Origin of the sequence: Pseudarthrobacter oxydans, assembly GCF_034258515.1 — a bacterium.
Classification (GTDB): Bacteria; Actinomycetota; Actinomycetes; order Actinomycetales; family Micrococcaceae; genus Arthrobacter.
Genome location: NZ_CP139438.1, coordinates 910736 through 923392 on the forward strand (window position 1 = coordinate 910736; position 12657 = coordinate 923392).

10 protein-coding genes are annotated in these 12657 nt (G+C 64.1%); 8 read left to right on the forward strand and 2 right to left on the reverse strand.

Annotated elements, in window-relative coordinates:
- Window positions 1-156: 156 nt before the first annotated feature.
- The 8 genes from iolC (at window position 157) to SMD14_RS04255 (ending at window position 10111) form a co-directional block, all read left to right on the forward strand.
- Window positions 157-1161, forward strand: a complete 1005-nt coding sequence (gene iolC, locus SMD14_RS04220) for a 5-dehydro-2-deoxygluconokinase (protein WP_321215423.1) — start codon at window positions 157-159, stop codon at window positions 1159-1161.
- On the forward strand, window positions 1158-2108 hold the full coding sequence (locus SMD14_RS04225) for a deoxyribose-phosphate aldolase (RefSeq protein WP_321215424.1): 951 nt from the start codon (window positions 1158-1160) through the stop codon (window positions 2106-2108). The genes iolC and SMD14_RS04225 overlap by 4 nt, the downstream gene beginning before the upstream one ends.
- Before the next feature lie 40 nt (window positions 2109-2148).
- On the forward strand, window positions 2149-4077 hold the full coding sequence (gene iolD / locus SMD14_RS04230; RefSeq protein WP_157239015.1) for a 3D-(3,5/4)-trihydroxycyclohexane-1,2-dione acylhydrolase (decyclizing): 1929 nt from the start codon (window positions 2149-2151) through the stop codon (window positions 4075-4077).
- 41 nt (window positions 4078-4118) lie between these two features.
- Entirely contained in the window at window positions 4119-5627 is a 1509-nt protein-coding gene (locus SMD14_RS04235; protein ID WP_157239014.1) for a CoA-acylating methylmalonate-semialdehyde dehydrogenase, read from the forward strand.
- A gap of 95 nt (window positions 5628-5722) precedes the next feature.
- Entirely contained in the window at window positions 5723-6634 is a 912-nt protein-coding gene (locus SMD14_RS04240) for a sugar phosphate isomerase/epimerase (protein WP_321215425.1), read from the forward strand.
- A 45-nt stretch (window positions 6635-6679) separates the two neighbouring features.
- Complete coding sequence (locus SMD14_RS04245; RefSeq protein WP_321215426.1) at window positions 6680-7693, forward strand: Gfo/Idh/MocA family oxidoreductase; 1014 nt, start codon at window positions 6680-6682, stop codon at window positions 7691-7693.
- A gap of 76 nt (window positions 7694-7769) precedes the next feature.
- Complete coding sequence (locus tag SMD14_RS04250; RefSeq protein WP_321215427.1) at window positions 7770-8642, forward strand: sugar phosphate isomerase/epimerase; 873 nt, start codon at window positions 7770-7772, stop codon at window positions 8640-8642.
- A gap of 11 nt (window positions 8643-8653) precedes the next feature.
- The gene (locus SMD14_RS04255) at window positions 8654-10111 is read left to right on the forward strand and encodes a sugar porter family MFS transporter (RefSeq protein WP_409339707.1); all 1458 of its coding nucleotides are present in this window, start codon (window positions 8654-8656) and stop codon (window positions 10109-10111) included.
- Between the two features lie 222 nt (window positions 10112-10333).
- On the opposite strand, the gene SMD14_RS04260 is transcribed toward SMD14_RS04255, so the two are convergent.
- A complete protein-coding gene (locus SMD14_RS04260) occupies window positions 10334-11353 on the reverse strand; it encodes a sugar phosphate isomerase/epimerase (protein ID WP_321215428.1) in 1020 nt (339 codons plus the stop codon).
- Window positions 11350-12528: a Gfo/Idh/MocA family protein gene (locus SMD14_RS04265; protein ID WP_157239009.1), complete on the reverse strand. Its 1179-nt coding sequence runs from the start codon at window positions 12526-12528 to the stop codon at window positions 11350-11352. Before SMD14_RS04265 ends, SMD14_RS04260 begins: the two co-directional genes overlap by 4 nt.
- Window positions 12529-12657: the final 129 nt, after the last annotated feature.

Here is a 12657-nt window from a genome sequence, read left to right on the forward strand (position 1 = left end):
TATGGCAACTTGTAAACATGTCAGTACAAACCTTTGACAGGACATTGATTCTAGGGCAAAGTAGTGGGTGTGACCCCGCTCATGGAGGGGCCAGCCAGGCACCGGAGCTCTAGCTGTTTGAGGTAAGAGTTCAAACTAGAAAGGTCCGCAAACACCGTGACCCACGAACTGCTCACGATCGGGCGCATCAGCGTTGATATCTACCCGAACGACATTGGGGTGGACCTGGAGGACGTGACGTCCTTCGGCAAGTACCTCGGCGGATCGCCGTCGAACGTTGCGGTAGCGGCCGCCCGGCATGGCCGCCGGACCGGGGTGATTACCCGTACCGGTGACGACGCTTTCGGCAAGTACCTCCACAGGGAACTGAAGAAGTTCAACGTTGACGACGCCTTCGTCACCCCGGTCAGGGAATGGCCCACCGCGGTGACGTTCTGTGCGATCAAGCCGGCTACGGACGAGTTCCCGCTCTACTTTTACGGGCGTTTCCCTACCGCCCCGGATCTGCAGATCAAGGCCGAAGAGCTTGACCTGGACGCTATCCGCGACGCGCGGATCTTCTGGTCCACCGTGACCGGCCTGTGCCAGGAGCCCAGCCGAAGCGCGCACATTGCCGCTCATGAGGCCCGCCCGCGCGCCGGCCTCAAGGAAGGCCAGTTCACCATCCTGGACCTGGACTATCGGCCCATGTTCTGGGCCTCCGAAGAGGAAGCCCGGGAACAGATCGGCCGGATCCTGCCGCACGTGACCGTGGCCATTGGCAACGACAAGGAATGCGCGGTGGCCGTTGGGGAGGGGACGCCTGATGAGCAGGCTGACCGGCTGCTGGCAGCCGGTGTTGAGATTGCCGTCGTGAAGCTTGGCGCCGAGGGTGTGATGGCCAAGACCCGCACGGAGCGTGTTGTTTCTGCGCCGGTACCGGTGGAAACCGTCAACGGCCTGGGTGCCGGCGATTCCTTCGGCGGCGCCTTCTGCCACGGCCTGCTCTCGGGCTGGCCGCTTGCCCGGGTCCTGGATTATGCCAACGCCGCAGGTGCGATCGTCGCGTCCCGGCTTTCCTGCGCCGACGCGATGCCGACGCCGGAGGAGGTCACCTCGCTGCTTGCCGAACGCGGCCGCCTGGTTCCTGGTCAGTTTGCCACCGAAGGAGCAGCGCTGTGACCCTCACCCCCCTCGCCTCGAACAATGCCCTGGACGACGACCCCCGCCGTTATGCCCACTTGAGCACCATCCGGCTTGAAGACCCGGACGCCATAGCCCGGGCCGCGAAGGCGCGGCGCCGCCACCCCGGCCTGAAATACGGCAAGCAGAACTTCATTGTGGCTGCGGACCACCCCGCGCGCGGCGCCCTCGCCGTCGGTTCGGATCCCGTGGCCATGGCAGACCGCCGGCAGTTGCTGGACCGGCTGCAGATTGCGCTGGCCAACCCGGCCGTGGACGGTGTGCTTGCCTCGCCGGACATCATGGACGACCTGCTCCTGCTGGGTGCGCTGGACGGAAAACTCGTTTTTGGCTCGATGAACCGCGGCGGGCTCGCGGGCCTGGTCAACGAATTCGATGACCGTTTCACCGGGCACACGGCTGCTGCCCTGGAAGCTCTTGGTGCCGATGGCGGCAAGATGCTGACGCGCATCTGCCTGGGGGACCCGGATACGGTCGTCACCCTCGAGGCAACGGCCAAGGCCATCGATTCGCTTGCCGAGCGTAAGCTGATCGCCATGGTGGAGCCGTTCCTGTCGGTCCGGGAAAACGGCCGCGTCCGGAACGACCTCTCAACGGACGCCGTGATCAAGTCCATCGCCATCGCCGAGGGTCTGGGCTCCACCAGTGCCTACACGTGGATGAAGCTTCCCGTTGTTGCAAACATGGAACGGGTCATGGCAGCTACCACCATGCCCACCGTCCTGCTGGGCGGGGACCCGGACAGCAGCCAGGACGAGGTCTTCGCAAGCTGGCAGGCAGCCCTCGCGCTGCCCGGGGTGCAGGGTCTCACAGTGGGACGGACCCTCCTGTACCCGGCCGACGGCGATGTTTCCGGCGCCGTTGCCACCGCCGCCTCGCTGCTGAACCACACCACCCCAAACCGAACCGAAGAAGTATCGGAGTAGCCTCCCCATGGGAACAACATCAGGAACTGCAACGCGCAGAATGACGGTCGCCCAGGCCGTGGTGGAATACCTTTCCAAGCAGTACACGGTGGACTCCGTTGGCGGCGTTGAGTACCGCGAGCGGCTGATTCCGGGGACCTTTGGCATCTTCGGGCACGGGAACGTGGCCGGTGTGGGCCAGGCGCTGAAGCAGTACCAGCAGCTGGACCCGGCCATCATGCCCTACTACCAGGGCCGGAACGAGCAGGCCCAGGTGCACCAGGCCGTGGGGTATGCCCGGCACACCCGCCGCCGACAGACCTTCGCGGTCAGCACCTCGATCGGTCCGGGTTCCTCGAACCTGCTGACCGGTGCCGCCCTGGCCACCACGAACCGGCTGCCGGTGCTGCTGCTGCCGTCCGACACGTTCGCCACCCGTGCCGCGGATCCGGTGCTGCAGCAGCTGGAGCAGCCTTACGCGTACGACCTGACCGTGAACGATGCGTTCCGGCCGCTGTCCAAGTTCTTTGACCGGGTGACCCGGCCGGAGCAGCTGTTCTCCGCGTTCCACCACGGCCTGCGCGTCCTGACGGACCCGGCAGAGACCGGCGCGGTGACCATTTCGCTGCCGCAGGATGTCCAGGCCGAGGCGTTTGACGTGCCTGCGGAGTTCCTGGCCGAGCGGGAGTGGCGGATCCGCCGCCCGGACGCGGACGACGACGACATCGCCCGCGCCGCAGCGGCGATCCGTGCCGCGAAGCGCCCGCTGATCATCGCCGGCGGCGGCGTCCTGTACGCCTACGCCAACGACGAACTCGCGAAGCTCGTGGAGCTGACGGGCATCCCGGTGGGCAACACGCAGGCGGGCGTCGGCGTCCTGCCCTGGGACCACACGTTCTCCCTGGGGGCGATTGGTTCCACGGGGACGACGGCGGCGAACGCCATCGCTGCCGAGGCGGACCTGATCATCGGCATCGGCACCCGGTACGAGGACTTCACCACCGCGTCCCGCACGGCCTTCCAGAACCCGGACGTACGGTTCGTCAACATCAACGTCGCCCCGATCGACGCGTACAAGCACGGCACCACGCTGCCGATCGTGGCCGACGCCCGCAAGGCACTGGTGAAGCTCAACGCAGCTTTGGGTGGCTACCGGGTGGGTGCGGACCTGGAACAGAAAATCAAGGCTGAGAAGAAGCGCTGGGACGCCACCGTGGACGAGGCCTTCGACACGCGCTATACCCCGCTGCCGGCGCAGAACGAGATCATCGGCGCAACCTCCCGGGCCATGGACGCGCAGGATGTTGTGATCTGTGCGGCCGGTTCCCTGCCCGGTGACCTGCACAAGATGTGGCGGGTCCGGGACCCGTTCGGCTACCACGTGGAATACGCGTACTCCTGCATGGGCTACGAAATCCCGGGCGGCCTCGGCGTCAAGCGCGCGGCGCTGGCGGAAGCCGCCAAAGGCGGAACCCGGCGCGACGTCGTCGTCATGGTGGGGGACGGCTCCTACCTGATGATGCACACCGAACTGGTCACCGCCGTCGCCGAACGCATCAAACTGATCGTGGTGCTGATCCAGAACCACGGCTACGCCTCCATCGGCTCGCTCTCCGAGATGCTCGGCTCACAGCGTTTCGGCACCCAGTACCGGGCCCTGGACGAAGAACAGCACAGCTTCGACGAAGGCGAGACCCTGCCCGTGGACCTGGCCCTGAACGCCGAGTCCCTGGGCGTGAAGGTCATCCGGATCGAACCGGGGGAGAAGGTCATCGCCGAACTCGAACAGGCCATCCGCGACGCCAAGGCCGCCCCGGAACGCGGCGGCCCCATCCTGATCCACGTCGAATCCGACCCGCTGCTGGACGCCCCGTCCTCCGAGTCCTGGTGGGACGTTCCCGTCTCCCAGGTATCAGAACTGGACTCGACGAAAGCGGCCTACCAGACCTACACCGACCACAAAGCCCGCCAGCGCAAACTGCTCGGCTGACACTCCACCCCGGCACAGCCACAGACCAAGGAAGTCCACACATGTCAACGACGACCACCACTGTCATCAACCACTTCATCAACGGCGCCGAGACCGCCGGCGAGGGCGACCGCACCACCAACGTCTACAACCCGGCCACCGGCCAGGTCAGCGCAGAGCTGCGGCTGGCGAACCGGGCGGACCTAAACGCCACCGTTGCGGCCGCCCGCAAGGCCGCCGATACCTGGGGCGACATCTCCCTGGCCAAGCGCACCGCCGTGCTGTTCAAGTTCCGCGAGCTCGTCGCCTCACACATCGATGAGCTCGCCCAGCTGATCACGGCCGAGCACGGCAAGGTCCTCTCCGACGCCAAGGGCGAGATCGGCCGCGGCCTGGAAGTCATCGAATACGCGTGCGGCATCCCCACCCTGCTCAAGGGCGACTACTCGGACCAGGTGTCCACCGGCATCGACGTCTTCAACTTCCGCGAACCCCTTGGCGTGGTCGCCGGCATCACCCCGTTCAACTTCCCGGTGATGGTCCCGCTGTGGATGGCCCCGATGGCGATCGCCACCGGCAACGCGTTCATCCTCAAGCCCTCCGAACGCGACCCCTCCGCCTCCATGCTCCTGGCCAAGCTCTGGAAGCAGGCCGGCCTGCCCGACGGCGTGTTCCAGGTCCTGCACGGCGACAAGGAAACCGTGGACGGGCTCCTGACCCACCCGGACGTGGACGGCATCTCCTTCGTCGGCTCCACCCCGATCGCCCAGTACGTCCACGAGACTGCCACCAAGCACGGCAAGCGCGTCCAGGCCCTGGGCGGGGCGAAGAACCACGCCATCGTCATGCCCGACGCCGACCTGGACAACGCCGCGGACCACCTCGCCGCCGCCGCGTTCGGCTCCGCCGGCGAACGCTGCATGGCCATCTCCGTCGCCGTCGCCGTCGCGGACGCAGCCGACCTGATCGTCAAGAAGGTCGAAGAACGCGCCCTGGCCGTGAAGGTCAACAACGGCACCGAGCCCGACGCCGAAATGGGCCCGGTGATCACCCCCGCTTCCAAGGAACGCATCGTCCGGATCGTCACCGAAGCCGAACAGGCCGGCGCCGCCATGGTCGTTGACGGCCGCGACCTCGTGGTCCCCGGCCACGAGGACGGCTTCTGGGTGGGCCCCACCGTCATCGACCACGTCAGGACCGAAATGACCGCCTACACCGAGGAAATCTTCGGACCGGTCCTCGTCGTGGTCCGCGTTGACAGCCTCGAGGACGGCATCAACCTCATCAACGCCAACCCGTACGGCAACGGCACCGCCATCTTCACCTCCTCCGGCGCCGCAGCCCGCAAGTTCCAGCGCTCGGTGACCGTCGGCATGATCGGCATCAACGTGCCCCTGCCCGTTCCCGTGGCTTACCACTCCTTCGGCGGCTGGAAGGCATCCCTCTTTGGCGACAAGCACATCTACGGCCCCGAGGGCGTCTCCTTCTACACCCGCGGCAAAGTGGTCACCTCACGCTGGCCCGAAACCCACCACGCCTCCGGCGCCTCCTACAACTTCCCGTCCAACTAGTCCCCACCCCGACAACCACCATCGACTGCTCCGTACCCGCCGTTTTGAGCGTCCAAAAAGACACCTGCGGAGCAATCGATGAGGAGGAACGCACAATGACTGAGAACAAACTGATCATCGGCACGGCGCCGGACTCCTGGGGCGTCTGGTTCCCGGACGACCCCAAGCAGACGCCGTGGGAACGGTTCCTCGACGAGGTTGCCGAATCCGGCTACAAGTGGATCGAACTGGGCCCTTACGGGTACCTTCCCACCGACCCCGCGCGGCTGGCCGAGGAGCTCAAGCAGCGCGACCTCAAGATCTCCGCCGGTACTGTGTTCACCGCTTTCCACCGCGGACTGGACCAGTGGGAAACCGCGTGGGAGCCCGCCCGGAAGGTTGCCGAACTGACTGCAGCCATGGGCGGCGAGCACATCGTGGTCATCCCTGCCATGTGGCGCGACGACGTTACCGGCGAGGCAGTGGAAAGCGGCACCCTGAACGACAAGGCCTGGGGCGACCTCTTCGAGGGCCACAACCGCCTGGGCAAGACGCTCCTGGAGGACTTCGGCCTGAAGCAGCAGTTCCACTCCCACGCGGATTCCCACGTGGGAGCCCAGGAGGACATCGAAACCTTGCTGGCTGCGACTGACCCGAAGTATGTGAACCTTTGCCTGGATACGGGCCATGCCGAGTACTGCGGCGCATCAAGCCTGGAGCTCATCAAGAACTACCCGGACCGGATCGGCTACCTGCACCTGAAGCAGATCAACCCGGAGATCCTCAAGAAGGTCAACGAGGAAAACATGACCTGGGCTGCCGCCAACCTGGCAGGCGTTATGACCGAGCCGCCGAACGGCCTGCCCGACCTCCGCGCCGTAATCGAAGCGGTCGAGGGCCTCAACCGCCCCATCTTCGGCATCGTGGAGCAGGACATGTACCCGGTGGACTTCGACGTGCCCATGCCGATCGCCAAGCGCACCCGCAACTACCTGCTGTCCTGCGGTTCCCGAACCACCGTCAACTGACAACAAGACAGCCCGCATCCGTTACAGACACAGAAGGACGAAACAATGACTCAAAACCTCCGCGTCGCCGTCATCGGCGCCGGGCGCATGGGCGCCGACCACATCCAGCGGCTCAACACCCGCATCCACGGTGCCGAGGTTGCCGCCGTCGTCGACGTTGACCTGGCCCGTGCCCAGGCGGCCGTTGAAGGCATTCCGGGAGCCGTTGCCCTTGCTGACGCCGAGGAAGCGCTCAACAACGGCGACGTCAATGCAGTACTCATTGCCACCCCTGGTTTCCTGCACGAGGACATCCTGCTCAAGGCCGTTGCCAAGGACATCCCCATCCTTTGCGAGAAGCCGCTGACCCCGGATGCCGAGTCCTCCTGGAAGATCGTCCAGGCCGAGGTTGCACTGGGGCACAAGCGCATCCAGGTCGGCTTCATGCGCCGGTTCGACGCCGAATATGCAGCCCTTGGCCAGATCATCCGGAACCACGAACTGGGTGAACTGCTGATGCTGCACCACCAGCACCGCAACCCCACCACGCCGGCCGGCTTCACCAATGAGATGCTGATCAACGACTCCGTTGTGCACGAGTTCGACGCCATCAGGTACTTCACTGGCGAGGAGATCACCAGCGTCCAGGTCCGCCTGGGCAAGGCGACCAAGAACGCGCCCGCGGGCCAGCACGACCCCCAGCACGTCCTGCTCGAGACCGAGTCGGGTGTCCTGGCCGACGTCGAAATCTACGTGAATGCCAAGTTCGGCTACGAAGTGGCCACCCAGGCTTCCTTCGAAGAGGGCATCGTCAGCATCGGAGGAGACAAGGGTCCCTACACCCGGAGCGCCGGCCACTGGGGCGGCAACGTCACCCCCGGCTTCGAGGAGCGTTTCGGTGCGGCATACGACGTCGAAATCCAGTCATGGGTGGACGCGGCACTTAAGGGCGAGATCGGCGGTCCCACGGCCTGGGACGGTTACGCCACCGCAGCCTGCTGTGAAGCAGGCGTCGAGGCGCAGAAGAACGGCGAAAAGGTGGCCGTGAAGCTTGCCCCCAAGCCGGACCTCTACAAGTAGGACAGAAAGGGGATGGAGCGATCCGTCCCCTTTTCCGTCTCCAACCCTTTACCGATCCACAACGGAGTGTTTTTTCGTGAAAATCGCACTTGACCCTACGCCCTTCCACCCCTCGCACAGCCTGCTCGAGTTCCCAAAGGTGGTTGCGGACCTCGGCTACAAGTACATGCAGATGACCCCGCACGCGGACTTCATCCCCTTCTACAACCACCCCAAGGCCGATGACGAACTGGTGGGTCAGCTCAGCAAGGCCTGCCGGGACGCGGGGATTGAGATTGCGTCCGTGCTGCCGGTCCTCCGATGGTCAGGACCGGACGAGGATGCCCGCGAAGCAGCAGTCCGCTACTGGAAGCGGGTCATCCAGATCACGGTCGACCTCGGCGTCGGCACCATCAACACGGAGTTCAGCGGAAGGCCGGAGAAGGCCGAGGAGTCCGAGCGGGCCTTCTACCGTTCCATGGAGGAACTCCTGCCGATCATTGAACGCGAGGGCCTCGACCTGCTGATCGACCCGCACCCGGACGACTTTGTGGAGGAAGGCCTGGCAGCGATCCGGGTGATCAGGGGGCTGAACTCAAAGAACGTAGGCCTGGTCTACGTCGCCTCGCACAGCTTCCACATGAAGAACGCTCCACTGGACATCATGCGGGCAGCGGGGGACAAGCTGCGGCTGGTCCATGTCGCCGACACCATGAACCACCACGCCTCGCACGGGCTTCGGTACATCACCAACCCGCCGGGCAATCCCGTCCGCGTGCACCAGCACCTGAAGATCGGTGACGGCGACGTGAACTGGGATGAATTCTTCGGCGGACTCAAGGAAATCGGCTTCCTGGACCGGGATGACACTGTAATGGTCTCCAGCGTTTTTGCGGAGGACGAGAAGGCTGATGAGGTTTCCCGGTACCAGCTGGAGACGATGAAGGCCTACATCGCCAAGGCGAAGTAGTGGAAACGCGGATGGAACACAGCAAAGGAATCTTAACGGAGCCCGAAGCCCCGGACGCGGCTATCGGCGGAGGAGCACCTGCAAAGGCCTATCAATCCGATCCGAAAAAGTTCATGCGGAAGGTGGCGCTGTTCTCCACCTTCGGCGGCCTGCTTTTTGGCTACGACACCGGAGTCATCAACGGCGCCCTCCCATTCATGCAGCGCGACCTTGGCCTTACACCGCTGACCGAAGGACTCGTGACATCGACGCTCCTGTTCGGTGCAGCCTTTGGCGCCATCAGTGCCGGCCGTCTGTCTGACCGTTTCGGCAGACGCAGAACCATCATGGGGCTGGCGCTGATCTTCGTCGTCGCCACCATCTTCTGCACCATCTCGCCCAGCACTGAACTACTGATAGCGGCCAGGACCCTGCTGGGGCTCGCCGTGGGCGGCGCGTCGGTAATCGTGCCCGTGTACCTTGCGGAGATGTCGCCGGCGGCCCAGCGTGGCCGCATCGTCACGCAGAACGAACTGATGATCGTCACAGGCCAGTTCATCGCCTTCACGTTCAATGCCGTCCTGGGCAACGCCTTCCCGGAAGAGGCCAACATTTGGCGATGGATGCTCGTGATCGCTACGTTGCCGGCTGTGGTGCTGTGGTTTGGGATGCTGGTCCTGCCGGAAAGCCCGCGCTGGCTGGCGTCTGCCGGCCGGTTCGGTGCTGTTCTGGAAGTATTGCGCTCCACCCGCGCTGCCGGGGACGTATCGGCGGAGTTCGACGAAGTGCGGCAGGCGGCCCGCGAGGACTACCAGGCCAGACTCGGAACGGTCAAGGACCTTACCGTTCCCTGGATCCGCAGGATCTTCGTGGTGGGTCTCGGCATGGCGATCATTAACCAGATCAGCGGCGTCAACGCAATCATGTACTACGGAACGTCCATCCTGTCTTCATCAGGATTCGGCGACCAAGGCGCACTGATCGCAAACGTTCTCAACGGCATCACCTCCGTAGTGGCCGTCGTTATAGGCATGTACCTGATGTCGCGTGTGCCTCGCAAACCCATGCTAATTGTGGGACTTTGCGGCACGGCCACATCCCTGCTGGCCATCGCGATGATCTCTCTGGCCCTGCCGGAAAGCACCCCTCGCGGCTACCTGGTATTGCTGTTCATGGTGACGTTCCTGGCCTCTATGCAGGGCTGCATCGGCACCGTGACCTGGCTGACCATGTCCGAGATCTTCCCGATGCATGTCCGCGGCGTCGCCATGGGAATCTGCGTTTTTGTCTTGTGGATGGTCAACTTCCTCATCGGCTTCTTCTTCCCGCAGATGGTTTCGTGGATCGGAGTTTCGGCTACCTTCCTCATCTTCGTGGCACTGCAGATCTGCGCGATCGCGTGGGTCAAGCGGGTGGTACCGGAAACGAAGGACAAGTCGCTTGAGGAGCTCGAACACCTCTTCAAAGAGCGTTCCGGCATGAACGCCTAATCCCCCCAACGCAAGGCACACTCCGTGCCAAAAGAAGCGCCCGACGCCGGCTGGCGTCGGGCGCCTTTCATCTTTGGAAGCAGGCCAAAGCCAGGATATCGGCGACACGCCGCCGATTGTGGCCGACATTCAGGACAACCCCGCCGGGAGAGACAGCAGAAAGACAGCAGGAGGAGCGGCGCGTGTGCGCCACCCCTCCTGCTGTGCGGGTTTGTTGTGCGATCAGGCCGTCAGTTTCAACGAAGCCGAGAGCGTTGCGTCTGCGTCCAGGAGAACCTTGGCCGCAACTTCCAGCCCTTCGATTCGGCCCAGTTCGACATCTTCGTGTTCGATGTTGACGAGCATGTTCGGGTCCACTTTGTGGAGGGCGCGGAGGAACTCGGCCCAGTAGGCGGTGTCGTGCCCCTTGCCCAGCGCGACAAAGTCCCAAGCTGCAGGCCTGGGCCATTCGTTAGCCCACTCGTTGCCGCCGAGGTTCGTCCGGTGTTCTTCCGGGGAGAGCCGCCGGAACCGGTTGTCCAAGACACCGTAGAGTGCGGCGGTTTCTTTGTTGATCCGTACATCCTTCGCCGCGGCCTGGAATACCAGCGGCCCCAATTCGCGGACAACGGTTATGGGGTCCATCTGCTGCCAGAACAGGTGGGAGGCGTCCAGTTCCACACCGATGTGTGTCGCTCCGGTCAGCTCCACGAGCTTATGCACGTCGGCCGGGTTGAAGACCAGGTTCTGCGGGTGCAGCTCCAGGGCAACCTTCACACCGTACTCCCGGGCCAGTTGGTCTGTTTCCTTCCAGAATCTGGCAGCCACGCCCCACTGGTAGTCCAGAACGTCCAGGGCGGCTGAGTTCCAGGCGTTGACGATCCAGTTGGTGACGGTGGCGCCGGGCTCTCCGCCGGGCAACCCTGACATTGTGACCACCCGGTTCTGCCCAAGGCGGTGCGCGAGGCGAATGGAACGGCGGATGTCTTCGGCATGCTTCTCGCCGATCTCGCGCTTGGGATGCAGGGGGTTGCCGTTGCAGTTCAGGCCGGCGATTGACACCCCGGTACCCTCGAAGATCGCCAGGAAGTCATCGCGGGCTGCGTCACTTTCCAGGATCTGGTCCATGGCGGGCACGTGGACCGCAGGCAGGAACCCGCCGGTGTTGATTTCGATCCCGGTGAGGCCGAGGTCGGCGATGACCTTCAATGCCTCGGGAAGGGGCCGGTCATGCAGGATCGCGTTATAGACACCCAGTTTCATAGCGAAATCTTCTTTCCGTTGTTGAGGGCGGACTCGGTGACGGCGCCGAGCAGTTCCATGTTGCGGACGCCCTCGTCGAAGGTGGCACACCGGGGGAGGGACTCTGCTTCGCTGATGCCGGCAACCTCTTCGAGGAATGCCCGTGCCTGGTAGCCGAACGCATCGTTTTGACCGAAGCCCACTTCCGGGGCGTCCATGGCGAGGCCGCCGGCGATGTAGGGGTGGCCTGGGCCGAGGATGACCTGCCGGTAGCCGTTTTCGTTGCCGGAGTCGTCGTTGAGGAAGAGCTGGATCTCGGACGGCCGGCGCTGGTCGAACTTGGCGGCGCCGTTTTCGCAAAACACCTCGAACTGCAGGCTGTTGGCGTGGCCGGCGGCAACGCGGGAGACTTCGAAGCTTCCCGCGCCGACGGCAAACTCTGCGTTGAAGGCTGCGTAGTCGTCGTTCTCGACGGCTTCGAAGGTGTCGCTGACGGCCACGTGGTCATGGCCCATCACTGCGGCCAGCGGCAGCGGACGCTTGCCGATGACGGTGCTGAGCTGTCCGCCGGAGATGGATTGAATATCGCCGCAGAGGAACTCAGAGACGTAAGCCAGATGGGACCCGACGTCGGCAAGGGCACCTGAACCTGCGCCACCCTTGTACCGCCAGCTCATGGGGGCGAAGGGGCTGAAGCCATAGTCGGTCCAGTACCGGCCGCTGAAATGCAGGACGTTGCCGAGAACCCCGTTCCGGATGAGGTTGCGAATGTAGGCGATGCCCGGTGTACGGCGGAAGGTGAAGCCAATGCGGGCGATGCTGGACGCATTTCGGGCGGCGTCGGCCATTGCGCGGGCATCGTCCATCGAATCACTCAGGGGCTTTTCGCACAGCACGTGCTTGCCGGCGGCCAGCAAACCCTCAACAACCTCGCGGTGGAGGGAATTGGCGATGACCACGCTGACCACGTCGATGTCATCGGCTTCAGCGATTGCCTGCCATGAGGTGTCGTTACGCTCGTACCCGAATCGGCGGGCGGCCAGGGAGCCGAATTCAGCATTGACGTCGCCGATGGAAACCAGGCGCACCGGAGGAAGCGTCGGGCTGTACAGGGCGGATGCCGTCCGGTACGCGGCAGCGTGCGCCTTGCCTGCCATGCCTGCGCCGATGACTGCTACACCGAGGCTTTCAGCCATTGATTTCTCCTTTGAAATTCAGCCGCAGCGGAATCGCCAGCGGCATTTTGTAGCGCTACAATTTTTACGCTGACCTTGAGCGTATCCATGTCCATATGTCCTGTCAATTGTTCGCCGGGATATTCTCAA